21 protein-coding genes and 1 pseudogene are annotated in these 25,006 nt (G+C 71.8%); 12 read left to right on the top strand and 10 right to left on the bottom strand.

Going from position 1 to position 25,006, the window contains the following annotated elements:
* Positions 1-22: 22 nt before the first annotated feature.
* The 5 genes from AB0E94_RS10135 to AB0E94_RS10115 are packed head-to-tail and all read right to left on the bottom strand — an operon-like array spanning position 23 to position 4,953.
* Complete coding sequence (locus tag AB0E94_RS10135) at positions 23-952, bottom strand: LysR family transcriptional regulator (RefSeq protein ID WP_360324630.1); 930 nt, start codon at positions 950-952, stop codon at positions 23-25.
* A 30-nt stretch (positions 953-982) separates the two neighbouring features.
* Complete coding sequence (locus tag AB0E94_RS10130; protein ID WP_360324627.1) at positions 983-1,933, bottom strand: sugar ABC transporter substrate-binding protein; 951 nt, start codon at positions 1,931-1,933, stop codon at positions 983-985.
* A gap of 4 nt (positions 1,934-1,937) precedes the next feature.
* Positions 1,938-2,906, bottom strand: coding sequence for an ABC transporter permease (locus tag AB0E94_RS10125; protein ID WP_360324624.1), 969 nt, complete (start codon positions 2,904-2,906; stop codon positions 1,938-1,940).
* On the bottom strand, positions 2,903-4,384 hold the full coding sequence (locus tag AB0E94_RS10120) for a sugar ABC transporter ATP-binding protein (RefSeq protein ID WP_360324622.1): 1,482 nt from the start codon (positions 4,382-4,384) through the stop codon (positions 2,903-2,905). Before AB0E94_RS10120 ends, AB0E94_RS10125 begins: the two co-directional genes overlap by 4 nt.
* Positions 4,381-4,953 (bottom strand): carboxymuconolactone decarboxylase family protein, encoded by a 573-nt coding sequence (locus AB0E94_RS10115; protein ID WP_360324620.1) that lies wholly within the window; start codon positions 4,951-4,953, stop codon positions 4,381-4,383. The genes AB0E94_RS10120 and AB0E94_RS10115 overlap by 4 nt, the downstream gene beginning before the upstream one ends.
* A 146-nt stretch (positions 4,954-5,099) precedes the next feature.
* On the opposite strand from AB0E94_RS10115, the gene AB0E94_RS10110 reads away from it, so the two are divergent.
* The gene (locus AB0E94_RS10110) at positions 5,100-5,510 is read left to right on the top strand and encodes a cupin domain-containing protein (RefSeq protein ID WP_360324618.1); all 411 of its coding nucleotides are present in this window, start codon (positions 5,100-5,102) and stop codon (positions 5,508-5,510) included.
* A gap of 68 nt (positions 5,511-5,578) precedes the next feature.
* On the opposite strand, the gene AB0E94_RS10105 is transcribed toward AB0E94_RS10110, so the two are convergent.
* A complete protein-coding gene (locus AB0E94_RS10105; RefSeq protein ID WP_360324616.1) occupies positions 5,579-6,538 on the bottom strand; it encodes a PrpF domain-containing protein in 960 nt (319 codons plus the stop codon).
* Positions 6,539-6,685: 147 nt separating this feature from the next.
* Between AB0E94_RS10105 and AB0E94_RS10100 the strand changes: the two genes are divergently transcribed.
* On the top strand, positions 6,686-7,363 hold the full coding sequence (locus AB0E94_RS10100; RefSeq protein WP_360324614.1) for a GntR family transcriptional regulator: 678 nt from the start codon (positions 6,686-6,688) through the stop codon (positions 7,361-7,363).
* Here AB0E94_RS10100 and AB0E94_RS10095 read toward each other — a convergent pair.
* The 4 genes from AB0E94_RS10095 to AB0E94_RS10080 are packed head-to-tail and all read right to left on the bottom strand — an operon-like array spanning position 7,348 to position 11,218.
* The gene (locus AB0E94_RS10095) at positions 7,348-8,721 is read right to left on the bottom strand and encodes a HAMP domain-containing sensor histidine kinase (RefSeq protein ID WP_360324611.1); all 1,374 of its coding nucleotides are present in this window, start codon (positions 8,719-8,721) and stop codon (positions 7,348-7,350) included. The genes AB0E94_RS10100 and AB0E94_RS10095 overlap by 16 nt on opposite strands.
* On the bottom strand, positions 8,718-9,416 hold the full coding sequence (locus AB0E94_RS10090; protein ID WP_360324609.1) for a response regulator transcription factor: 699 nt from the start codon (positions 9,414-9,416) through the stop codon (positions 8,718-8,720). The genes AB0E94_RS10095 and AB0E94_RS10090 overlap by 4 nt, the downstream gene beginning before the upstream one ends.
* Before the next feature lie 8 nt (positions 9,417-9,424).
* Positions 9,425-9,823, bottom strand: coding sequence for an FMN-binding protein (locus tag AB0E94_RS10085; RefSeq protein WP_360324606.1), 399 nt, complete (start codon positions 9,821-9,823; stop codon positions 9,425-9,427).
* Between the two features lie 12 nt (positions 9,824-9,835).
* Complete coding sequence (locus AB0E94_RS10080) at positions 9,836-11,218, bottom strand: ferric reductase-like transmembrane domain-containing protein (RefSeq protein WP_360324604.1); 1,383 nt, start codon at positions 11,216-11,218, stop codon at positions 9,836-9,838.
* A 170-nt stretch (positions 11,219-11,388) separates the two neighbouring features.
* Here AB0E94_RS10080 and AB0E94_RS10075 point away from each other — a divergent pair, with 170 nt between their 5' ends.
* The 10 genes and pseudogenes from AB0E94_RS10075 (at position 11,389) to AB0E94_RS10030 (ending at position 24,875) form a co-directional block, all read left to right on the top strand.
* Positions 11,389-11,991, top strand: coding sequence for a DUF4956 domain-containing protein (locus tag AB0E94_RS10075; protein ID WP_360324602.1), 603 nt, complete (start codon positions 11,389-11,391; stop codon positions 11,989-11,991).
* On the top strand, positions 11,988-12,767 hold the full coding sequence (locus AB0E94_RS10070) for a polyphosphate polymerase domain-containing protein (protein ID WP_360324599.1): 780 nt from the start codon (positions 11,988-11,990) through the stop codon (positions 12,765-12,767). The genes AB0E94_RS10075 and AB0E94_RS10070 overlap by 4 nt, the downstream gene beginning before the upstream one ends.
* Entirely contained in the window at positions 12,767-14,605 is a 1,839-nt protein-coding gene (locus AB0E94_RS10065) for a carbohydrate-binding domain-containing protein (RefSeq protein WP_360324596.1), read from the top strand. The genes AB0E94_RS10070 and AB0E94_RS10065 overlap by 1 nt, the downstream gene beginning before the upstream one ends.
* Before the next feature lie 185 nt (positions 14,606-14,790).
* Positions 14,791-15,684 (top strand): helix-turn-helix transcriptional regulator, encoded by an 894-nt coding sequence (locus tag AB0E94_RS10060; RefSeq protein ID WP_360324593.1) that lies wholly within the window; start codon positions 14,791-14,793, stop codon positions 15,682-15,684.
* Positions 15,685-15,747: 63 nt separating this feature from the next.
* Positions 15,748-16,701 carry a phosphodiester glycosidase family protein gene (locus tag AB0E94_RS10055; RefSeq protein WP_360324591.1) on the top strand — a complete coding sequence of 318 codons (954 nt, stop codon included), beginning with the start codon at positions 15,748-15,750 and terminating at the stop codon, positions 16,699-16,701.
* 5 nt (positions 16,702-16,706) lie between these two features.
* Complete coding sequence (locus AB0E94_RS10050) at positions 16,707-17,771, top strand: bifunctional glycosyltransferase family 2/GtrA family protein (protein WP_360324588.1); 1,065 nt, start codon at positions 16,707-16,709, stop codon at positions 17,769-17,771.
* 13 nt (positions 17,772-17,784) lie between these two features.
* Positions 17,785-19,248 (top strand): GGDEF domain-containing protein, encoded by a 1,464-nt coding sequence (locus tag AB0E94_RS10045; protein ID WP_360324584.1) that lies wholly within the window; start codon positions 17,785-17,787, stop codon positions 19,246-19,248.
* A gap of 124 nt (positions 19,249-19,372) precedes the next feature.
* Positions 19,373-22,690, top strand: a complete 3,318-nt coding sequence (locus AB0E94_RS10040) for a BTAD domain-containing putative transcriptional regulator (RefSeq protein ID WP_360324582.1) — start codon at positions 19,373-19,375, stop codon at positions 22,688-22,690.
* 203 nt (positions 22,691-22,893) lie between these two features.
* Positions 22,894-23,829: pseudogene (locus tag AB0E94_RS10035) on the top strand (ATP-binding cassette domain-containing protein); the annotation flags it as partial.
* A gap of 260 nt (positions 23,830-24,089) precedes the next feature.
* Complete coding sequence (locus AB0E94_RS10030; RefSeq protein WP_360324579.1) at positions 24,090-24,875, top strand: ABC transporter permease; 786 nt, start codon at positions 24,090-24,092, stop codon at positions 24,873-24,875.
* Positions 24,876-25,006 lie beyond the last annotated feature (131 nt).

Below are 25,006 nucleotides of genomic sequence, written 5' to 3'. Positions count from 1 at the left end.
GACCGGGTGATTCCGCAACCCTTCATTGCACGGATCGCATCGATTCGTCGAAGACCGGCAGGGGATTCTCGGCGAACCATTTCGTGAGGTACGCGAGGAACACCTCGACCTTGCGCGGGGCCTGCGCGGCCGGCCCGTAGATGGCGTAGAGCGACCGGCTCGGCACCGGCAGCTCCGGCAGCAGCACCCGCAGCCGGCCGTCGACCAGGTCGTCGTACGCCGACCGGCTGGGCAGCAGCGCGATCCCCCGCCCGTGCACCGCGGCCTTGTGCAGGGCGATGTACGAGTTCGACTGGAACGCGATGTTGCGGATCTTGTGCAGGGTGCTGGAGTGGCCGTGCCCGATCCGCCACACCGGGTCGTTGACGTGCACCAGGCAGTCGTGGTTGCTGAGGTCGTTGGGATCGGTGAGCAGCCCGTGCCGGGTGAGGTAGGAGTCCGAGGCGCAGAGCACGAACGGCAGCGATGCGATCCGTTTCAGCCGCACGCTGGAGTCGCGCAGGTCGCGGGTGTGGAAGGCGACGTCGAACCCGGAGTCGAGGAAGTCGTAGGTGCGGTCGGACATGCCGCCGAGCTCGAACCGGACGGCGATCTTCGGATGGGCGACCGAGAACGCGGCGATGGCGTCGCCGAGATCCAGGCCGCCGATCCACTTTGGGCAGATGATCGACAGGGGACCCTCGGGGCGGTCGTGCAGCTCCGCGATCCGGGCGTCCTCCGAGTCGATCTCGTCGAGGATCCGCTGGGCGAACTCGCTGTAACGCAGCCCCGGCTCGGTGAGGCTGACCGACCGCGCGGTGCGGTTGACCAGGTGTACGCCGAGCTGTTTCTCCAGGTCGGCGACGTGCCGGGAGATCAGCGAGCCGGACGTGCCGAGCTGCTTGGCGGCGCCGCTGAAGCTGCCGACCTTGGCGACCGTCACGAAGCTGCGCATGACCAGAATGCGATCCATCGGATCCTCCACGAACAGAGAGAGGGGAACTCAGCCTTCGAGGCAGTACTGCGGGGCCTCGCCCAGGTTGTCCTTGGTGATCAGCTTGATCGGCGTGTTCGCGATCTTCTCGTTCGACTTCTTGTCGAGCAGGGAGATGGTGTTGCGGACCGCGAGCTGGCCGGTGACCGTCGCCGAGTTGGCCACGGTGGCCGCGAACCGGCCGTCCTTCACCGCGGCCAGGCCGTCGTCGGTGCCGTTCACCGTGACGATCTTGACGTTCTTGCCGGCTGCCTGGAACGCCTGCAGCGCGCCGAACGCCATGTCCTCGTTGGCGACGAACGCGTACTTGAGGTTCGGGTGGGCCTGGATCATGTTCTCGGCGACGTCCTGGGCCTTGGCCCGGTTGAACATGCCGGGCTGGTTGGCGACCACCGTGACGGTGGCCGGCAGCGCCTCGGTGAAGCCCTTGACCAGCTTGTCCGAGGCGGCGCCGGGAGCGCCGGCGATGACTCCGGCCTCGACCGGGGCGCCCGCCGCGTCCTGGGCGACGAACCCGGCGTCGAGCTTGCCGACCCCGACCAGGTCGACGACCACCGCGCCGAGGATGTCCGAGGTGTCGCTGGTGATCACCGAGGTCAGGAAGATCGGGATGCCGGCACCTTTGGCCTTGGTGATGTCGTTCTTCAGGGCGTCGACGTTGACGGTCTGCACGATCAGCGCGTCGACGCTGCGGGAGATCATGTCCTCGATGTTGGACAGTTCGGTGCCGGGGTCCTGCTTGGAGTTGGCCGCGATCACCGTCGCGCCGGCCGTCTTGGCCTCGGCCTCGACGGCACGCTGGAGGCAGGTGTGGAATTCGGTGGTGCCGCCGTTGACGAAACCGAGGGTCCGGCTGTCGCCGCCGGACGCGTCGGCCGTCTCGCCGGAGCAGGCGCTCAGCGAGGCGGCGCAGAGGGTGGCAGCGAGAAGGGAACCGAGAACACGCAGGGATGAGGTCATGGTTTCATCGCCTTCCGAGGCTCTGGAGGATGTTCGCTATGGCGGCGACGAGGAGGACGGCGCCGACCGAGATCTGCTGGTAGTAGGAGGAGATCTGGAGCAGGTTGAGCACGTTGGCGACCACGCCGAGCAGCAGCACGCCGAGGACGGTGCCGCCGATGGTGCCCTTGCCACCGGCCAGTGAGGTGCCGCCGATGACGACCGCGGCGACCGCGGTGAGCTGGAGCTGGAGCCCGCCGGTGCCGGGACTGCTGGCGGCCAGGCGGGAGAGCAGCATGATGCCGGCCAGACCGGAGAGCGCCCCGGCCAGGCCGTAGAGGACGAGCTTGTCGCGGACCACGTCGATGCCACTGAGCCGGGCCACGTCCTCGTTGCCGCCGATCGCGAAGGCGTCCCGGCCGAACGTGGTGTACCGCATCGTGAACGCGGTCAGGGCGAGGACCGTGACCGCGACGTAGACCAGGTTCGGCAGGCCGAGGGTCTTGCCGTTGCCGAGCCCGGACAGGTGGTCGTCGATCGAGATGCTCATGCCGTCGATGACGAGCAGGGCGACCCCGTCGAGCAGGGTGGCGGTGGCCAGCGTGGCGACGAACGGGGCGACCTTCGTGAACGTCACCACCACGCCGTTGACCAGTCCGACCAGGACGGACAGGGTGATCGCGACGGCCAGGGTGGCGGCGACCGACCAGCCGTGCGCGATCATCTGGGCCGCGACGGCGGTGGTGACCGCGACGTTGCCGCCCATCGAGAAGTCCATGCCGCCGGCCACCATCAGCAGGGTGAGCCCGGCCGCGATCACCGCGACCACGCTGACCTGCCGGGCCACGTTGATCAGGTTGTTCGGGTTGAGGAACGCGTCGGTCCGCACGCTGGCGAAGACGATGATCGCGATGAGCACCGCGAGGAGCCCGGCGTGCGGGATCGACCGCAGGCGCGCAACGTTGGGCTTCACCAGAGTCTGCTGGGTGGTCACAGCGCTCCTCCTAGGGTGGCCGCGATCAGCTCGTCGCGGGTGATCCGGTCGGCCTGGTATTCGGTGAGGCGGCGGCCGTCGCGTACCACGACGATCCGGTCGGCCAGGCGCATCACCTCCTCGGCGGACGAGGACGCCAGCAGCACGGCGACGCCGCGGCCGGCCAGCTCGTCGACGAGGCTGTGGATCTCGGCCATCGCGGCCACGTCCACGCCGTTGGTCGGGTCCTCCAGCAGCACCGCCGACGGTTCGGTGCCGAGCCACTTGGCCAGCAGCACCTTCTGCTGGTTGCCGCCGGACAGCTGCTCGACCGGCGGGTTACGGACCAGCGAGACGACCCGGTAGCCGTCGCGCAGCGGGGCGGCCCGGCGGGCGAGCAGCCCCCAGCGGTGCATCCGGCGGCCGTCCAGGCGGTCCTGGGCGAGCATCACGTTCTCGTCGATGCTCAGCCCGGGGATCAGGCCGAGCCGGCGGCGGTCGCCTGTCACACAGCGCAGGCCGCTGGCCAGCGAATGCCCGATCCGGCCAGGCCGCACCGGGCGGCCGCCGACCGTCACCGTGCCGCCGTCCGGCCGGCGGCGGCCGGAGAGCAGGTCGAAGAGCCGGGACTGGGCGTCACCGGCCGGGCCGAGGACGGCGACGATCTCACCACGGCGTACGTCGATGTCGAACCGGTCCAGGAAACGCCCGTCGGACAGCTGCCGGATGCTGATCCCGACGTCCGGCGAGCGGGCCGGGCGGATCGGGCGCTGCGACACGACGTCGCGGCCGACCATGTCCCGGACCAGTCCCTTCTCGTCGGTGTGCGCGGCCGGCCCGGCCCAGGTGACCCGCCCGTCGCGGAGCACGGTGATCCGGTCGGCGAGGTGCAGCACCTCGGAGATGTGGTGCGAGATGAAGACGATCGCGACGCCGGTGTCACGCAGCCGGCGGACCAGCCCGCGGATCTGGGCGGCGGCCTCCGGCCCGAGACAGGCGGTCGGCTCGTCCAGGATCAGCACCCGGCCGCCCCGGCGGACCTCGCGGGCCACCTCGACCATGGTCTGCTCGGCCACCGTCAGGTCACCGGCCACGGCGCCCGCGTCGATGACGATGCCCAGGTCGTCGAGCGCCTGCTGGGCGGTCTCCCGGACCGCCCGCCAGCGGACCACGGAACGGCGGGCGGGCAGGTCGCCGAGCATGATGTTCTCCGCGACGGTCAGGCTCATCACCAGCTCACGGCGCTGCGGAACGGTGCTGATACCGGCCCGGCGGGCGCGGCGCGGGGTCAGGTGGTGCAGCGCGTGGCCGTCGATCTCCAGCTGCCCACCGTCCGGGACGAGCGTGCCGGAGAGGATCTGCACCAGGGTGGACTTGCCCGCTCCGTTCATGCCCATCAGGGCGTGCACCTCGCCGGCGTGGAACTCCACCGAGACGTTCTCCAGTGCCCTGGCGCCACCGAAGCTCTTGGTGACGCCGCGTACGGCGAGGACCGTCATGCCCGGACCCGGGCGTATCCGCGGATGTCCGGGAACGGCGGCTCCCGGTCGGCCTGGAGGTCCACCTCGAAGGCGTTGAGGCAGAGCGCCAGCATGCTGAAGTTGCCGAGCGAGCCGACCGTGTCGACCAGGCCCTGCGCCCCGAAGTGTTTCTTCGCCTCGGCGAACGTCTCCGCGGAGACGAAGTGGTTCTCCAGCAGCTCGACGCAGAACCGGTAGAAGGTGTCGTCCTCGGCGCGGTCGAACAGCGGCAGGCGGCGCTCGGCGATGGCCCGGACCGCTTCGGCCGGGATGCCCTCGGACACCGCCTTCTCCCAGTGCGCGTTCCACGAGTACTGGGCGTCGAAGTGGCGGGCGGCGATCAGCAGCGACAGCTCCCGCAGGCGCAGCGGCAGGCTGGAGTCGAACCGCAGGAACGCGCCGAGCGCCTCGACCCGGTCGCACAGCTCGGGGCTGTTCAGCCACACTCGGAACGGGCCGCGGACGGCGCCCCGGCGGCCGGCGATCCGGTCGGCGACCTCCCGTTGACGCGGGGTCATCTCGTCCGGATCGATCACGGGAAGTCTCATCGCTGACCAGCCTCTAGCTTGTGATCCCGAGCACTCGGGGTGGATGTTTCGCCAGAACGTAACGCCGGGGTGGTAAGGCTTCACACGGCTGGAAGCGCAAGGTAAGGCTGCATCTCGCGTGGCCCGCGGCGGCCTACGCTCCGGCCATGACCGTGATCATCAAGGCCTCGCTGGTGCCCGTCCTGGACCGTGGCGGCGCGATCGTCACCACTCCGTTGATCACCACGACCGCGGCCGGCGGCGAGAACCGGATCACCAGCGGGATCAGCGTCTACCCGGCCGGGACCGGGGCGCCGATGCACTCGCACAACTGCGACGAGCACGTGACGGTCCTCGACGGCGAGGCCGAGGTGCTGGTCGAGGGGACGGTGACCCGGCTGGGCCGGCACGACACCACGTACATCCCGTCGCCGGTCCCGCACCTGTTCCGCAATGTCGGCGACGGGCCGCTGCGGATCCTCTGGGTCTACACCTCCGGGCACGTGACCAGGACGTTCACCGAAACCGGGATCACTGTCGAGCACCTGTCCCCGCAGGACCAGATGGGCCGCGACTGACTCCGGCATCTCAGAACCCCCTGTCACCGACGGCGTGACGGGCACGTTACGAATCGTCGACAAAGATGTCAACAAAAAAGGCGGCCATCCAGGACCAGGCGGGCGGTGCTGACCGCGGACGAGCCGGGCACCACGTCGAGGAAGCCGGTCGGGTGCTCCAGGCGCAGCACGTCCCGCGGCACCACCGACCGGTCGGCGACCCGCAGCAGCCGGGCCGCCACACTGCCCGGCAGCGTGGCGGCCGCGCCGACCCCGACCGCCGCCCGGACACCGATCGCGGTGTGCACCCGGCCGGCCAGGAAGGTCCGCGTGCTCAGGCTGCCGCCGCCGGCCGGCGGTGCCAGCAGGCACACCTTCGGCACCGATCCGATCAGCTCCCCGGCCAGGCGGCGCAGCCGGTCGACGCGATGGCGCAACCGCTGGTCGTACTCCAGCCGGGTGGGGGTCTCGTGGCCGGTGACGCCGAGCGCCGCCGCCTCGGCCAGCGCCACCGGCGCCCCGTTGTCGAGCAGCGTGACCGGCACCCCGTCGAGGTCGTCGGCGACCCGGCCGGTGGGCAGCACGGCGTCGCCGTCGAACTCGATGAGCAACCGGGCCGCCGCGCCCGGCACGCCGCTGACCACGGTGTCCCCGGCGTACGCGAGACGGCCGCCCGGGGTGGCGACGTGCACGGTGGCAACGGCGCCGGTGGCGGGCATCCGCACCCGGACCCCGGTGACGTCGCCGGTGATCGCGACCAGACCGCGCCCGATCGCGAACGGGCCGACGCCGGCCAGCAGGTCGGCGCACGGCCGGGGCTCGGTCACCGAGTCGCCGCCGACCCGCAGGAACCGGTAGTCGACACCGCCGGCGAGGTCGGCGCTGCGGTCCACCACGGCGACCCGGCCGGCCAGCGGGCACGGCCAGTCGAGCAGCCGGGGCAGCAGCCGGTCCCGCTCGGCCGGGTCGGACGGCAGGTCGGAGCCCACGAAGTACGCGCCCCTGGACCGCCCGCCGCGCAGCACCTGAACCGGGATCCCGTGCGCCATGAGGCCCTCCCGTGAATGTTGTCGACAATCGTGTCGCTGCCGGACCAGACAGCCGGGCTGTGCAAACGATAGGCTCCCCGCACGTGCTCCGGCAATTGTTGACAATCCTGTGGGTTCCACCGAAGCTGAGCAGCGGAAAGGGGAACGATGCCGCCCGAGCACACCGAACGACGCCCGGCCCGCGCCGCGAACACGGCGGCACAGGTGCGCGACACCCTCCGCGAGGCGATCCTGCGCGGTGAGTACCTGCCGGGCGAGCGGCTGGTCGAGGCGCAGCTCTGCGCCCGGCTGGACACCAGCCGGTTCAACGTGCGGGCCGCCCTTCAGGACCTGTCCGGTGAGGGCCTGATCGAGATGCAGCGCAACCGGGGCGCGCAGGTCCGCAAGGTGTCGACCGCCGAGGCCGTGGAGATCACCGAGGTCCGGATGGTGGTCGAGGGCCTGATCGCGGCCCGCGCCGCCGAACGGGTCGGCCCGGACCAGGCGACCGAGCTCGACGAGATCGCCGTGCTGATGCGCCGGGCCGTCGACGCCGGGGAGCACCGCCGCTACAGCGACCTCAACCAGCGGCTGCACGCCCTGGTCCGGCAGATCGCCGGGCACGGCACCGCGGACCGGATCGTCGAGACGCTGCGCGGCCAGATCGTCCGCCACCAGTACATGCTGTCGCTGGTGCCGGGCCGGCCGGAGCGGTCGCTGCCGCAGCACGAGCGGATCATCGCGGCCATCCGCGACCGCGACCCGAAAGCCGCCGAGGACGCCATGCGCGAGCACATCGCCAGCGTCATCGAAGCGCTGCGCGCCATCGACTACCTGGGCACCTGACGCCCGGGCAGGCGCACCGTCACCACCGTGCCGTGCGGGTCGTTCGGGCCGGCCGTCACGCCGCCGCCGTGCTGGGTGGCGGTCTGCGCGACGATCGCCAGGCCCAGCCCGGAGCCGGGCATCGAGCGGGCCGCGGTCGCCCGGTAGAAGCGGTCGAAGACGTGCGGCAGGTCCTCGTCGGCGATCCCCGGCCCGTTGTCGGCCACGGTCAGCACCGCGCCGGTGAGCCGGGTGGTGACGGTGCCGCCGGGCGGGCTCCACTTGGCCGCGTTGTCCAGCACGTTCACCACCATCCGCTCCAGCTCGCCGGGGCGGCCCAGCACGGTCACCGGGGTGAGGTCGGTGTCGAAGGTCAGCCCGGGGGCGCGGATCCGCACCCGGTTGATCGCGGCCGTCACCACCTCGGCGTACTCCACCTGCTCGATGGTCTCCCGGCTGCCCTCCTCCCGGGACAGCTCGACCAGCTCGGTGGTGAGCGTGGCCAGCTCCCGGACCTGGGCGTCCAGGTCGTCGAGCAGTTTCACCCGCTCGTCGGGCGGCAGCCGGTACGCCAGGTCGGGCTGCCGTTCCACCGCGATCAGCAGCTCCACGTTCGTCCGGATGCTGGTCAGCGGGGTGCGCAACTCGTGCCCGGCGTCCTCGACCAGGGCCCGCTGTGCCTGCCGGGAGGCGTCGATGGCGGTCAGCATCGAGTTCACCGAGCGGCCCAGGCGGGCTATCTCGTCGTTGCCGGACACCTCGATCGGCCGGGTCAGGTCCATCGACACGGCGACGTCCTCGACCGCGTCGGTGAGCCGGTCGACCGGGGACAGCCCGGCCCGGGCCACGGTCCGCCCGAGGACGGCCGCCCCGGCGATCCCGGCCGCGCAGCCGAGCGCCAGCAGGGCCGCGAACGCGGCGAGCACCCGCTCGTCCGGGCTCGGGTCGAGGCCGACCTGGACCGCTCCCCCGCCGTCGATCGGCACGGTGAGCATCAGGTACTCGCCGGGGCCGATGGTGACCGTCTCCTGCGCGTCGGGCTGGCCGGCGGTCGCGATGGCGACGGCGGTGCCGGTGACCGGCAGCCGGACGGCGCTGCCGCCGACCACCACCCCGGACCGGTCGAGGATCTGCCAGCAGGGGCCGATCTCCTTGTCGCCCGGGTCCGGGCGGGCGCCCTGCGCCTCCAGCCACTGCCAGGGGTTCTCGGCGATGGTCCGGGCGTCGGACAGCAGCTCGGCGGAGATCTTGTTCTGCTGGATCGCCTTGACGCTCACCCACGCGCCCGCCGAGACGAGCAGCACCGCGGCCGCCACCGCGCCGGTGACCAGCAACGACAGCCTGTCGTGCAGGGGACGGGCCCGCCACCACGCTCTCACAGCGGCTCCTCCCGAAGCACGAATCCGACACCGCGGACGGTGTGCAACAGCCGCGCCTCGCCCTCGGCCTCCAGCTTGCGCCGAAGATAGCCGAGATAGACGTGCAGGCTGTTCGACCCCTCGCCGAAGTCGTAGCCCCAGACCTGCTCGAACAGCGCGGTCCGGGTCAGCACCTGCCGCGGGTGACGCAGGAACGCCTCCAGGATGCCGAACTCGGTACGGGTCAGTTTCAGCGCGCGCTCCCCCCGCCACACCTCACGGGTGGCGGGGCTCATCCGTACCTCCGCGAAGGTCAGAAGCTCTTCGACAGCCTCCTCGGCCGGCGCCGGGGCGAGCGCGGAACGGCGCAGCAGCGCCCGGATCCGGGCCAGCAACTCCTGCAGGGCGAAGGGTTTGACCAGGTAGTCGTCGGCGCCCGCGTCGAGCCCGGCGACCCGGTCGCCGACACTGTCCCGGGCGGTCAGCATCAGCACCGGCACCACCACGCCACCGGCGCGCAGCTGACGGCACGTCTCCAGCCCGTCCATCCGGGGCATGCTCACGTCGAGGACCATCGCGTCCGGCTCGCCGGCCCGGACCACGTCGAGCGCGGCCAGGCCGTCCCCGGCGATGTCCACCTGATAGCCCTGGAACCGCAGCGTACGGGCCAGCGAGTCACGCACGGCCGCGTCGTCCTCCACCACCAGGATCCGCATAGGCCCCATTAAAGCCCGGCGGCGTCGATCGCCGACTGCAGGGATTCCCGGTAGCCGCCGCTGGTGTAGGTGGCGCCGGACACCGAGTCGATGTCCGCGCTCTGTGCCGCCAGGGTGGCCTCGACCAGCTCCGGGATCGCCCGGGCGCTGATCTCGTCGTGCTTCCGGCTGCCGGTCGGGTGGACCGGCACGGCGACCGAGGTGATCTTCCCGCCGTCGACGGTGATCACCACCTGGACGTCGCCCTCCTGGGTCCCCACGGTCGCCCCGGTGAAGGTCTGCCCCTCTCCGGCCGGCGTCGCCGCGACGGTGACCTCAGCGGCGGTCCCGCCGGTGCTGGTCCGGTAGCTGAACAGGAACACGAGCGCGGCCAGGGTGGAGAGCCCCCACAGGCTGATTCGTCGCATCGAGGATTCTCCCTACCAGGCGAAGAGTTCGGTGTGGACACGGTCGGCGCGGACGCCGGCGGCGAGCGCGGCGGCCTTCGCGGCGGCGGCCCACTCCTCGGGGCCGCAGATGTAGACGCGGGCCGCCGCGATCCGCGGTTCGATCTGCCGCAGCGCCGCGGCGTCGTCGGCGCCGGCCAGCGCGCCGGGCAGCCAGGACGTGCTGCGGGCCCGGGCTCCGGTCAGATGCGTCACCCGCACCCCGCGCTGCGCCGCGAACCACTCCAGCTCGCCGCGGAAGGCCAGGTCGGCGCCGGTGCGGGCACGGTAGATCAGGGTCGCGTCGCCGTCGCGGTAGGGCAGCTCGCCGAGCAGCGCCAGCAGCGGGGTGATGCCGATGCCGCAGGCCATCAGCACGATCGGCTCGCCGGCCCAGGCCTCGCCGGTCAGCTTGCCGTAGGGCCCTTCGAACAGCACCCGGGTGCCCGGTTTCAGGCTCGCCATCCGGGAGCTGCCGTCGCCGGCGTCCTTGACGGTGATCCGCAGCGTGTCGCCGTGCGGCGTCGCCGACAGCGAGAACGGGTTCGCGCGGGTCCAGCCGGGGCCGTCCAGGAACCGCCAGTGGAAGAACTGACCGGCCCGCGCCGGCAGCTCGGCGAGCCGCTCACCGGTCAGATGGACCGAGGTCAGACCCGGCCCCTCGGCGACCACACGGCTCACCGTCAGGCGGTGCCTGCGGTTACGGATCAACGGCAGACCTATCCGGTACGCGAGAACGGCGCCCGCCGCGGCCAGGTACAGCGTCCACCAGTAGGCCCGCGCCCAGGCCGTGCCGGTGAAGTCGCCCCCGGTCCAGATCTGGTGCGGCAGCGCCAGCCCGACGCCCAGGTACGCGTACAGGTGCAGCAGGTGCCACGACTCGTAGCGCAGCTTCCTGCGGGCCGCCCGCATCGACGTGACCACGACCATCAGCAGGGCGAGCGTCCCGGCCGCGGCGAGCAGCATCCCCGGGTAGTCGACGACCAGCTCCCACAGCGTGGTGAACAGGTTCGCGCCGGCCGCGTACCCGATGGTGACAGTGACGATGTGCAGCACCATCAGCCAGAACGAGGTGAACCCGGTCCACCGGTGCCAGCGGGCCAGCCGGTCCTGGCCGAAGGCCCGTTCGACCAGCGGGATCCGGGCCATCAGCAGCACCTGGAGCAGCAGCAGGTCGGAGGCGTACAGGCCGGTCAGCCGGCCGATCGCGGTGACCGCGTCGCCACCTGTCACGTCGGACACGCCGCCGTTGCCCACCCAGAGCGCGGTGACGATCAGAAGGCTCAGCGCGGCGGCGGCCGCACCGGCGCCCGGCCACCACGCGGGGGTGACGGGCAGCCGGCGCCGGACTGCGGCGGGCTCAGTGGTAACGGTCATGAGCGCCAACCCTGACCGGATCTTCTAAGACGCCCGGGGGCGGTTTCTAAGGGTTGCCTAAGAGCGCCTGGGCGAACTCACTTCAACGCCATAGAGACCTCACAGGATGCGGACAGGGTCATCCGGCGAAATGGAAACACCTGATGAACACCACCTGAAGGAAGCCTCTAGTGACAACGTTGCTCGCCGTCGCCGCGGATCTCGTCGCGATCATCGTCCTGACGTTCGGTGTCTACTTCCCCCGCCACCGGCGGCGGGATCTGGTCACCGCCTTCCTCGGAGTGAACATCGGCGTCCTCGCGGTCGCCACCGTGCTCGGCTCCTCGACCGTCGGGGCCGGCCTCGGGCTCGGGCTCTTCGGCGTCCTGTCGATCATCCGGCTCCGCTCCGACGAGATCAGCCAGCACGAGATCGCGTACTACTTCGCCGCTCTCGCCCTGGGCCTGATCGCCGGGCTCGGCAACGTGATGGACATCCTGCACCTGAGCCTGATGGCCCTGGTCGTGGCCGCGCTGTTCGTCGGCGACCACCCGGCGCTGTTCCGCCGGCACCGCAACCAGCTGATCCGGCTCGACGTCGCGTACAGCGACGAGACCGCGCTGCGCGCCCATCTGGAGCAGACGCTCGGCGGCCAGGTGACAGCGGTCGCGATCAAGCAGATCGACATGGTCAACGACAGCACCCTGGTCGAGGTCCGCTGGATCGCCGGGACCGGCCGTGGCCGCGCCGCCGGTCAGCTGGGCCCGCAGATGGAGCGGGTGAACGCCCGATGAGCGTCTCCACCGAGGTTCCGCTGTTCCACCGGTTCGCGCCGATCTCCCTGGACGAGCTGGTCGGTGAGGCCGCCCTGCTGACCCGCCTGGACCGCAAGTACGTGCTGCCCGCCGACGCCCTCCCGGCCCTGCTGGACCGGATGCCGTACGAGGTGCGGGCCCTGCAGATCGATCAGCAGCGCACCTTCGGATACCGGTCGATCTACTTCGACACGGCCGCGATGGACAGCTTCCTGGCCGCCGCGCACCGCCGCCGCCGGCGCTTCAAGGTCCGGGTCCGCACCTATCTGGACAGTGGCCTGAACTTCGTCGAGGTGAAGACGCGCGGCTCGCGCGGGGTCACCGTCAAGGAGCGCATCCCGTACGCCGGGGACGGCGCCGACCTGGGCGCGGAGGGGCGGGCGTACGCGGCCGCAGTCCTCGCCGAGGCCGGGCTCCGCCCCGACGTGTTCGCGCTGCGCCCGGTGATGGCCACCTACTACCGCCGCAACACCCTCTACGTGCCGTCCACCGGCAGCCGGGTCACCATCGACACCGGCCTGGGCTGGCAGCTGCCGGACGGCTCGACCGTCCACATGCCGCACTCGGTGATCGTCGAGACCAAGTCCGGCCGGGCCGCCTCCGACGTCGACCGGCTGCTCTGGTCGCTCGGCCACCGCCCCGCCTCGATCTCCAAGTACGCGACCGGGCTCGCCGCGCTGCGTCCCGAGCTTCCCGCCAACCGCTGGCGCCCCGTCCTGCGCCGGCACTTCACCACCACCGCGAAAGGGTTCTGATGAGACTCCGCAAGAAGGTCCTCGCCGCCGTCAGCTCCCTGGTCCTGGCCACCGCCGTGCTGGCCGGCTGCTCCACCTCGGACGCCACGACCGCGGCCACCGAGGTGGCCGCCACCAGCACCGTCGACGCCTCGGCGGTCGACGGCACGCAGAACGCCGCCACCGTCCTCGCGGCGAACAAGGAGGTCCATACCGCCGGCAGTGACGACGCCGGAACCACCGGGACGATCGAGCTGACCGGCGACTCGGCCACCTCGTCGGCCGAGGGTGTCAAGGTCGACGGCTCGACCGTCACCATCACCGCCGCCGGCACCTACACGATCAGCGGCAAGCTGGCCGGGCAGATCGTGGTGACCGCGCCGGACGCGACCGTGACGCTGATCCTGGACGGCGCCGAGATCACCAGTTCCACCACCGCGGCGATCGCCGCCACCGAGGTGAAGGAGTTGGTCGTCGAGCTCGCCGACGGCAGCAGCAACACGCTGTCCGACGCGTCCACCTACGCCGAGGACGCGGACGTCAACGCCGCCCTGTTCAGCGCCGGCGACCTGACGATCACCGGCGACGGGAAGCTGACCGTCACCGGCAACGGCAACGACGGCATCGCCAGCAAGGACGGGCTGCTCGTGGAGTCCGGCACGGTCACCGTGACGGCGAAGGACGACGGGCTGCGCGGCAAGGACTACGTCGCGGTCTCCGGCGGGACGATCACGGTCACCGCGGGCGGCGACGGCCTCAAGGCCGACAACACCGAGGACGCCGACTCCGGGTACGTGTCGGTGTCCGGTGGCACGGTCGAGGTGACCAGCCAGGGCGACGGTGTGGACGCGGCCACCGACATCGTGGTCACCAAGGGCACGCTGACCATCGCGGCCGGTGGCGGGCACTCGGTCAAGCCGTCCGACGACACCTCGGCCAAGGGCCTCAAGTCCGGGGTGATCACCGTCCTCGAGGGCGGCACCGTCTTCGTCGACTCGTCCGACGACGCGGTGCACACCGACGGCGCGGTGCACTTCAACGGCGCGAAGGTGACCGTGGCCAGCGGCGACGACGGGGTGCACGCGGAGGGCCAGCAGATCATCGACGCCGGCTCGCTGGAGGTCACCTCGGCGGTCGAGGGTCTGGAGGCGGCGGTCTTCGTCCTCAACGACGGCACGGTGCACGTGGTCTCCAGCGACGACGGCATCAACGGCGCCGGCGGCACCACCAGCACCGACACCACCGACACCGCCGACCAGGGCGGACAGCAGGGTGGCGGCTTCCCGGGTGGCGGCGGTGGCCCCGGTGGCGGCGGCGAGGAGGTCGGTGACTTCTCGGTGACGATCAACGGCGGCAGCCTGGTCATCGACTCCGAGGGCGACGGTCTGGACTCCAACGGCGTCGCGTCGATCACCGGCGGCACGGTCGTGGTGAACGGGCCGGAGGGCAACGGCAACGGGGCGCTCGACGTCAACGGGACGTTCACGGTCAGCGGCGGCACGCTGCTCGCCGCGGGCAGCTCCGGCATGGTGGTCACCCCGAGCACCGACTCCGAGCAGGGCTGGATCTCGGCGACGCTGGACAGCACCATCGCGGCGGGCACGACGGTGCAGATCGCCGACAGCGACGGCACGGTCGTCGCCACCTTCGTCACCAGCAAGTCGGTGCAGAACATCACCTTCTCCTCGTCGAAGATCACCAGCGGGGAGTCGTACACCGTCTACACCGGAGGGACCGCGTCCGGCGCGAGCACCGGCGGGCTGGCCGCCTCCGGGTCGCTCGGCTCGGCCACGAAGGTCGCCACGGTGACCGCCGGGCAGGCCCCGGCCGGCGGCCAGGGCCGTCGCGGCAACCGCTGACCACCTTCCCGCCCCCCGATGCGGCGCCCGGACCGGCAACGGTTCCGGGCGCCGCATTTGTGACCGGGCCGTCGCTCTTCGAGTTGACCTCCGGCGCGGAACCGGCTCCGCCGTGAGTATGCTGATGCGGATCGCCATCCCAGGATCCACACAGGACTCTCGAAGAGGTCCGAGGTGCCGATAAAGTGCCCGACGAAGTGATCGACAACGACGAGAACGGCCTCAGCCACAACAGCGGGGCGACAGTGCGCCGGCTACAGCTCGGCGGGCATCTGCGCGCCCTGCGACGGGCCAAGGGACTCACCCGCGACCAGGCCGGCTACACGATCCGGGCCAGCGAGTCGAAGATCAGCCGGATGGAGCTGGGCCGGGTCAGTTTCAAGGAACGTGACGTCACCGACCTGCTGAAACTCTACGGCGTCGAGGACCCGGCCGAGCACCGCCGGGTGCTGGCCATGATGCGCGAGGCCAACGCGCCGAGCTGGTGGCAGGCGTTCGGGGACGTGCTGGACACCTGGTTCCAGAACTATCTCGACCTGGAGCAGGCGGCCGAGCTGATCCGCACCTACGAGATCCAGTTCGTGCCGGGCCTGCTGCAGACCGACGCGTATGCGCGGGCGGTGATCAAACTCGGCCACGAGGACGGCGGGCCGGAGGAGATCACCAGGCGCGCCCAGCTGCGGATGGCCCGCAAGCAGGTCCTCCAGCGGCCCGATGCGCCCCGGTTGTGGGCGGTCCTCGACGAGGCGGTGCTGCGCCGGCCGATCGGCGGCCCCGAGGTGCTCCGCGAGCAGATCGAGTACCTGTTGGCGATCTGCGAGTCGCCGCGGGTCCGGTTGCAGGTCATGCCGTTCGCCAAGGGCGGGCACGCGGCCGCCGGGCAGGCGTTCAGCATCCTGCGGTTCCCGCACGAGAAACTGCCCGACGTCGTCTACATCGAACACCTCACCAGCGGGCTCTACCTGGAGCGGCGGGAAGAGGTGGACAGGTATGCGGCGGCGATCGGCCGGCTGTTCATCGAGGCCGAGCTGCCCAGCCGGACACCCGAGATCCTTCGCGAGCACCTGGCCCGCTGGTAACTCACGATTCACCCATGGGCCGGGCACAGCAGGCCCACAAGATCCGCCGGTTGACTGCAATGCGTGACGACGAACCCCGTAACCCCACAACCCCGCCGGATCAGCCGCCGCGGCCTGCTCGGTGGCGGCCTGGGTCTGCTCGCCGCCGTCGGCGGCGGTAGCGCCTGGGCCCTCGACCGGTACGTCCTCGACCACGTCGAGGTCACCGGCGCCTCCCAGCTGGCCGCGCAGAACGTGGTCGCGGCCGAGGCGGACAGCACCGGCACGGCCACCGCGAGCAGCTACTCCAGCGACACCGCCACCATCAAGATCAAGAACGTGGCGACCGGTACGGGCACCGACAAGGTCACCTACTACGTGGCCGACGTGCAGGTCACCGACGCGACGATCGTGAAGTCGGCGTTCGCCAACGACCAGTTCGGCGAGAACATCATCGCGAACCCGTCGGAGATCGCCGCCTCGGTGAACGCGGTCCTCGCCATCAACGGCGACTACTACGGGTTCCGGGACACCGGCATCGTGGTCCGCAACGGGGTCAAGTTCCGCGACTCCGGCGCCCGGCAGGGGCTGGCCCTCTACGCCGACGGGTCGATGAAGCTCTACGACGAGACGAAGACCAGCGCCGACGAGCTGATCGAGGACGGGGTGTGGAACACGCTGTCGTTCGGGCCCGGGCTCGTCCAGGACGGCGCGGTGATCTCCGGGATCGACCAGATCGAGGTGGACACCAACTTCGGCAACCACTCCATCCAGGGGCAGCAGCCACGTACCGGGATCGGTTTCATCGACACCAACCATCTGCTGTTCGTGGTGGTCGACGGGCGCAGCAAGGGCTACAGCCGGGGCGTGACCATGCCGGAGTTCGCGGAGATCTTCACCGGGCTCGGGGCGCAGATCGCCTACAACCTCGACGGTGGCGGCAGCTCGGCGATGATCTTCCAGGACAAGCTCGTCAACAACCCGCTCGGCAAGGGCCAGGAGCGCGGCACCAGCGACATCCTCTACGTGGCCGGGTGATGACGATGATCGTGCTCATTCCGGCCTACCAGCCCGACCAGCGGCTCGTGCGCCTCGTCGAACGGCTGGGCTGCCATCGCATCCTCATCGTCGACGACGGCTCGGGTACGCCGTACCGCCAAGTCTTTGAAAACGCCCGGATCGCCGGCGCCGAAGTGATCACCCTGCCCACCAACCGGGGTAAGGGTTTCGCCCTGAAGACCGGATTCGCGCACATCGCCGCCCGCTGGCCGGGCGAGGACGTGGTCTGCGCGGACAGCGACGGGCAGCACCGGGTCGAGGACATCGAGGCGGTCGCCGACCGGCTGAGCACCTCGCCGGCCGCCATGGTCCTCGGCGTCCGGCGGTTCACCGGGCCGGTCCCGGCCCGCAGCCGGTACGGCAACGCCGCCACCCGGATCCTGTTCCGGATGATCACCGGCCTCGCGGTCACCGACACCCAGACCGGGCTGCGCGGCTACCCGGCACGGATGCTCGGCTGGCTCGGCCGGATCCCCGGCGACCGCTTCGAGTACGAGCTGAAACTCCTGCTCCGCGCCGCCCGCGAACGGCTGCCGGTGGAGGAGGTCGGCATCGCCACCGTCTATCTCGACGGCAACAGCTCCTCACACTTCCGGCCGATCATCGACTCGGCCCGCATCTACGGGCCGCTGTTCGCGTTCGCCGGATCGTCGCTGCTCGCGTTCGCCGTCGACGCCGCCCTGCTCGCGATCCTGGTCGCCTGGACCGGCCAGCTCGTCACGTCCGCGGTCGTCGCCCGGCTGATCAGTGCCACCCTCAACTACACGGTCAACCGCAGCGCCGTCTTCGGTGGCGGCGGCCGCACCCCGCACCGGCAGGCCGCGCCCCGCTACGCCGCCCTCGCGGTCGCCTCCCTCACCGCCAACGTGGCGCTGCTGGAATGGCTCACCGCGGCGACCGGCTCACTGGTGGTCGGCAAGGTCGTCACCGAGCTCGCACTGTTCCTGGCCGGGTTCGCGATCCAGCGGCTGTTCGTCTTCGGCCGGCGGCCCGCCGACACCGGCACCCCGATCGCAACCGAGCCACAGCCGGCCGGCACCCGCGGGTGACCAACCTTGGCCCATGACCCCCCGTCGCGTGGCAGCCTGGCAGCTCGTCCTCGCCGCCGCACCCGTGATCATCACCGTGTACTACCTGCTCGTACGGGCCGATCTGGCGCCCGGCGTGCAGGTGGCGCTCTACGTCAGCGCCAACGCGGCCTTCGCGATCGCGGCCACGGTCACCGCCGTACGGCGACCGGCGATGCGGACGATCATGCTGCTGCTGGCCGCCTCCGGGGCGGCCGGGGTGATCGGCGACGTGCTGTTCTACTTCGAGGCGCTGGTGCACGGCGAAGCGCCCTACCCGGGCCTGCCGGACCTCTTCTACCTGCTGGTCTACCCGTTGATGGCGGTCGGGCTGCTGCTGATCGTCAGGCGGCGGACCCCCGGCTGGGACAGCGCCAGCGTGATCGACGCGGCGATCGTCGCCATCGGCGCCGGCTACCTGGTCTTCCAGTTCCTGATCGTGCCGCTGGTCGACTTCGGCGACAAGTTCACCTCGCTGGTGTCGGTCGCCTACCCGGTCGGCGACCTGATGCTCATCGTCGTCGGGGCCCGGCTCATGCTCGGCGCCGGCCCGCGGACCACCGCGCTACGGCTGATCGGCGCGAACCTGGTGCTCGGCCTGGTCACCGACGCGATCTACGGGTTCCAGACCCAGGCCGGCACCTATCAGGCCGGCAACTTCCTGGACGCGTTCTGGATCCTCGCCAGCTTCTGCGCCGCCGCCGGGGTGCTGCACCCGTCCGCGATCAAGATGATCAGCGCGTCCAGCACGGCCACCCCGGACGCCACCCCCGGCCGGCTCGCGATCCTGGCGATCGCCGCGATCACCGCGCCGACGTCGATCGTCATCCAGCACCACACCGGCGGCGAGGAGCACGTGGTCGCCGCGGCGGTCGTCTGCAACCTGCTGTTCCTGCTGGTCATGCTCCGGATGGCCGGGCTCGTCCAGGCCCAGCGGCACGCCGCCGTCACCGACGGGCTCACCGGGCTGCGCAGCCGGCGGTTCTTCGAACAGGCGCTCGGCAACCAGGGCGAACGGTCGGTCAAGAACGGCGTGCCGGTCAGCGTGCTGCTCCTCGACATCGACCATTTCAAGAGCGTCAACGACACGTACGGCCACAACGGCGGCGACCGGGTCCTCGTCGAGGTGACCCACCGCCTGCGGGAACTGGTCCGGCCCGGTGACGTGGTGGCCCGCTACGGCGGTGAGGAGTTCGCGGTGCTGCTGCCGGACACCGGCGCCGAACAGGCCGGCGAGATCGCCGAACGGATCCGCCGCGGGGTCAGCGCGGCGCCGATCGCGGTCGACGAGTCCCGCCTGCTCACCGTGACCGTCTCGGTCGGGATCGCCGGGATGCCGGCCGCCGGGACCACCGACGAGCTGGTGCTGGCGGCGGACCGGGCGCTCTACGCGGCCAAGAACGCCGGCCGCAACCGGGTCGCCGGCGCGGCGGCGTCCACCGTTCCGGCCGCCGCCTGATCCCCGGCACCTTCACCGGGGTCGCCGGATCTCCGAATCTCCGCCTCGCCCGCTTCTCCGCTTCTCCGCTTCTCCACGCGGACCGGGTCCTTGCTGGACGGAGCCGGGCGGCAGAATCGTCGGCATGCGGTTCGGCATCCTGGGTCCGGTCCAGGCGGAACGGCCGGACGGGACCCCGATCCCGCTCGGCGGCCCCCGCCTGCGCGCGCTGCTCGCGATGCTGCTCCTCGACGCCGGCCGGCCGGTCCCGATCGACCGGCTGATCGACGGGCTCTACGGTGACGAGCCACCGGCCGGGGCGGCCAACGCGCTCCAGTCGCAGGTGTCCCGGCTGCGGCAGTCGCTGCCGGTCGAGCTCGGCCCGGCCGGGTACCGCCTGATCGCGGACCGCGACGACGTCGACGCCCACCGGTTCGCCGCGCTCGCCGCCGACGGTCACCGGGCCCTCGCCTCCGGCGAACCCGAGCAGGCGGTCACCCTTCTGCGTTCGGCGGCGGATCTCTGGCGAGGAGAACCCCTCATTGATGTACGCGACGCGCCGTTCGCGCACGCCCAGGCCGCCCGGCTCACCGAGCTGAGGCTGACCGCCCTCGAAGACCGGTATGCGGCCGAACTCGCGTCGTCGTTCCCGCTGTCACCGGGCGCCGTCACCGAACTCCGCGACCTGATCACCGCCCATCCCCTGCGGGAACGGCCACGGGCTCTGCTCATGCGGGCGCTGATCGCGGCGGGCCGGCCGGCCGAGGCGCTCACCGCGTTCGAGGACGCCCGCCGGACCCTGGCCGACGAGCTCGGCGCCGACCCGTCGCCCGAACTGTCCGCCCTGCACGCCGGCCTGCTCCGTGGCAGCGCTCGCCCCGCTGCCCTCGGCACTCCGGTCTCCGGCGCCTCGGCCACGCCCGGGGCCGCCCCCTTCGGCACCCCGGTCTCCGGCACCTCGGCCACGTCCGGGGCCGCTCCCTTCGGCACGCCCGGGGCCGCTCCCGGGCCGGCCGGTTCCGGGGCCGGGCCGGTTCGGCACGGTGTTCCGGGTCAGCTGACCAGTTTCGTCGGGCGTGCCGGAGAACTGGCCCGGGTCGCCGCCGTGCTGCGGGACCGGCGGCTGGTCACCCTGCACGGTCCCGGTGGCGCCGGGAAGACCCGGCTCGCCGCCGAGGCCGCGGCCCGGCACGACGGCGACGTCTGGTTCGTCGAGCTCGCCGGCGCCGGGCCCGACGGCGTGCCCTCAGCGGTACAGGCCGCTCTCGGGCTCCGTGACGTCCTGGTCAACCCGCCCCGGCAGAGCCCGTCGGCGCCCGGTGTCGTCGACCGGCTGGTCGCGGCCCTCGTCGACCGGCGGCTGCTGCTCGTCCTGGACAACTGCGAGCACGTCATCGACGCGGCGGCGGCGCTGGCCGCACGGCTGCTGGCCGGGGCGGCCGGGCTGCGGATCCTCGCCACCAGCCGGGAGCCGCTCGGCATCACCGGCGAAGCCCTGCTCCCGGTCGGCGGCCTCCCGGTGCCGGGCACCAACGGGACCGCCCTGGACCTCGCCGGGTCCCCGGCGGTGCGGCTCTTCCTGGACCGGGCCGCGGACGTGGCGCCCGGGTTCGCGGTCACGGCCGCCAACGCCGGCGCGATCCGGGAACTGTGCCGGACCCTCGACGGGCTGCCGCTCGCCGTCGAACTCGCCGCGGCCCGCCTGCACGCGCTTCCGGTCACCGAGATCGCCGCCCGGCTCGGGGACCGGTTCCGGCTGTTGTCCGGTGGCAGCCGCACCGCCGAGGGCCGGCACCGCACCCTGCAAGCAGTCGTGGCGTGGAGCTGGGACCTGCTCACCGAACCGGAACGTGTGCTGGCCCGCCGGTTCACCGTCTTCACCGGCGGCGCCACCCTCGACGCCGTCGAACGGATCTGTGGCGCCCACCTGCTCACCACCGACAGCGCCCACGGGCAGCACGCAGTCGTCGACGTGCTCGCGGGACTCGTCGGGAAGTCGCTGATCGAACGGGACGGGGAACGGTACCGGATGCTGGAGACCATCCGGGTCTTCTGCGCGGAGCGACTGGCCGGATCCGGGGAACGTCCGCGTATGCACCGGGAACACGCCAGGTACTTCATGGAGCTGGCAGAGCGCGCTGACCCGTACCTCCGCGGATTTGATCAGATCGCCTGGCTGGACCGCCTCGACGACGACCGGGACAATCTGCACGCCGCGTTGCGTCGCAGCGTCGCCGGAGGCGCGCTGCCGACCGCGTTCCGGCTGGTCGCCGCGTTGTCCTTCTACTGGTGGCTGCGCGGGCTGCGCAGCGAGGCCGCGACGCTGTCCCGGCTCGTCCTGCGTGAGGCGGGCACGGAGCCGCCGCCGGGACACCTCGAGGAGTACGTGCTGAGCGTCTTCAACTCGGCGCTGAGCGACCGTGCCGATCACGGCCGTCCGGCGGCTCGCTGGGCCGATTACATGCGGACGCTGACCGCCGCCCCGGCACAGCCGTTCCTGCTGTACCTGTCGGCGATGGCGGTCGGCCCGCCGTCCGGGGACCCGGGCGACATCCTGGAACTCAACCGCCGTCTCCGTGCGCAGATCGCCGGCGACCCGTGGAGCAGCGCCCTCGGCAGCATCGGCGCCGGCTGGATGGTGTTGTTCGCCGGCGTCGACCCGGCTCTCGCCGAACCCGAGTTCCGGTCGTCGCTCGACGGGTTCCGGGCCCTCGGCGACCGCTGGGGCGCGATGCTCGCGCTGTCCGGACTGGCCGAGGTCGCCTCCTGGCGCGGCGATCCGGCCGCCGCCATCGCGCCGACCGCGGAGGCGCTGCGGCTGGCCGGTGAGCTCGGCTCCGGCGTCGACGTCGCCGATCTGCTCCGCGGGCGGGCCCAGGCCCGGATGGACACCGGCGACCTGGACGGCGCGGCCGCCGACTTCACCCGCACCGCCGAGCTGGCCTGCACGGCCGGCGCCCCCGAGCTGGTGGCGGCCGCCCTGCTCGGTCTCGGTTCGCTGGCCCTGGCGTCCGATGATCTCGAGCTGGCCCGGCGGTACGGCGCCGAGGCGCTCGCCGCGTGCCCGGCCGGGTGGTACAGCGCCGACGGGACCCGGATGACGATCCTGGTGATGCTGGGGCGGATCGCGGAGCTGTCCGGTGATCCGGCGACCGCTGCGGCCCGGTACCGGGAGGTGTTCACGGTTCGCGGCGGGATGCTCGGGTTCCAGGTGATGGCGGAGGCGTTCGAACGGCTCGCCGGCCTGGCCGTCGCCGCCGGCTCACCGGAACGTGCGGCCCGGTTGCTCGGCGCGGTTCAGGCGCTGGGCCTGCGCCCCGACCCGGAGGTGTCCGAACCGGGCCGCGCCGCCGCCGGGGCCGCACGGGCGGCGCTCGGCGCGCAACGGTTCGCGTCCGTCTTCGCCGAGGGCGCCGCCCTGACCCCGGACGAGGCCGTCGACCTGCCCTTGAGCACGCCGTAGCGAAGTCAGGCCTGGTCCGGGGTCGCGTCTCGCCCCCTTTTTCCAGCTGGCCGGGCTGGGTCGCGCTTGTCCCGCCGGGCCGGGTCGCGTCACGCCCCCTTTTCCAGCTGGCCGGGCTGGGTCGCGGTTGTCCCGCCGGGCTGGTCAGTGGGTCGTCAGCGTGCGGTGCGCGGGTGGTCAGCGGCGGCCGCCAGCCTGGGGTCATGACATTCGCGATCGTGGCCGCTGGGCTGCGCAAACGTTATCGGGGCGGGCCGGGGACGGTAGCCCTCGACGGGTTCGATCTGGAGGTTCCGGCGGGCATCGTGCACGGGCTGCTGGGACCCAACGGGGCCGGGAAGACGACCGCCGTGCGGGTACTGTCGACACTTCTCGGCTTCGACGCCGGCCGGGCGGAGGTGGCCGGCGCCGACGTCACCCGCGAACCCGGCCTGGTCCGCGAACGGATCGCGCTCACCGGCCAGTACGCGGCCGTCGACGAGCTGCTCAGCGGCCGGCAGAACCTGGTCCTCTTCGGCCGCCTGCATCACCTGCGGCCACGGGACGCCCGCGCCCGCGCCGACGAACTGCTGGAACGTTTCGGTCTCACCGACGCCGCCGGGCGCTCCGCGAAAGAGTACTCCGGCGGCATGCGGCGACGCCTGGACCTGGCGGCGAGCCTGATCCGGCGGCCACGGGTGCTGTTCCTCGACGAGCCGACCACCGGACTCGACCCGCGAAGCCGCAACCAGGTGTGGGACGCCGTCCGGGGCCTGGTCGCAGACGGGACGACGGTGCTGCTGACCACCCAGTATCTGGAGGAGGCCGATCAGCTGGCCGGCCGGATCTCGGTCGTCGACGCCGGACGGGTGGTCGCCGAGGGCACCCCTGACCAGCTGAAGTCGGCTCTCGGCGCGGACCGTCTCGAGGTGGTCATCCGCGAGAGCGCCCACCTCGACCTGGCGGCGGCCATCATGACCCGGATCAGCGGCGTCCGGCCGGACATCGACGTGGATCAGAGGCGGTTGCGCGTACCGCTGCCGAAGGACCGGGTGGCGACGCTGACCGCAACCGCCCTCGCCTTGCAGGAGGCCGGAATGACCGTGGCCGACATCGGCCTGCACCGCCCGACGCTGGACGAGGCCTTCCTCCACCTGACCGCCACCCACCCCACCTCTCCCTCTGCTTCGTCCCCCACCTCGCCCACTTCGGCGTCGTCACCTGCCTCGTCCTCCGCCTCCTCACCCACCCCCGCCACCTCCGCGCCTTCACCCACCTCCTCCTCCGCCTCCTCACCCACCCCCGCCACCTCCGCGCCTTCACCTGCCTCCTCACCCGCCCCCGCCACCTCCCCGCCTTCACCTGCCTCCTCCTCCGCTTCCTCACCCACCTCCTCCTCCGCCTCTTCGGAGGTGGCGGCATGAGCGCGGCGATTGCGGACGGGCGGGTGATGGCCGGGCGCTACCTGCGGCATGTGGCGCGGGCGCCCGAGGAGATCGTCATCTATTTCAGCCTGCCGATCATGTTCGTGCTGGTGTTCGGGTATGTCTTCGGCAGCGGCATGTCGGTGCCCGGCGGAGGCGGTTACCGCGAGTTCCTGATCCCGGGCGTCTTCGTGATGACCATGCTGTACGGCGTCGGCGCGACCGCCACCGGCATCGCCGTCGACGTGGGCCGCGGCGTGGTGGACCGGTTCCGGTCGATGCCGATGGCGAGGTCCGCGCTGATCAGCGGCCGGGTCGCCGCCGACCTGGTGCGCGCGCTGCTGGAGACTGCGGTCCTGGTGGTGTGCGGCCTGCTCGTGGGCTGGCGCTGGCACCTCGGCATCGGCAACGTGCTCGCCGCGATCGGCCTGCTCCTGCTGCTGCGCCTGTCCCTGAGTTGCGTCGGCGTGGCCCTCGGCCTGTCCACCCCGAACCCGGACACGGTCTCGACGATCGTGTTCCCGCTGGCCTTCCCGCTGAGCGCCGTCTCCAACGTGTTCGTAGCCCCCGAACTGATGCCCGGCTGGCTGGGAACCGTCTCCGAATGGAACCCGATCTCCGCGACCACGACCGCCCTGCGCGACCTGTTCGGCAACCCGGGACTGGGCTCCGACTCCTGGCCGGCCGAACACGCAACGCTCCTGGCGATCGCCTGGCCGGTAGCGCTGATGCTCATCTTCGGCCCACTGTCCGTCCGCCTGTACCGCCGGCTGGGCCAGTAACGCCCCAACCAGTCCACACCGCGTGGTGGTCTGTGGCGCATTCCGCGCCACAGACCAGATCGCCGAACTGACCGCACGCCGTGACACCCTGCGCCACCTCGCCGACGGCGACCGGGCCCTGCTGTCCGAAC

The sequence above is a fragment of the Actinoplanes sp. NPDC026670 genome (genome assembly GCF_040638175.1).
Taxonomy (GTDB): Bacteria; Actinomycetota; Actinomycetes; order Mycobacteriales; family Micromonosporaceae; genus Actinoplanes.
Note: the sequence above shows the minus strand (reverse complement) of the source record. Positions and strands in the feature narration are given on the sequence as shown.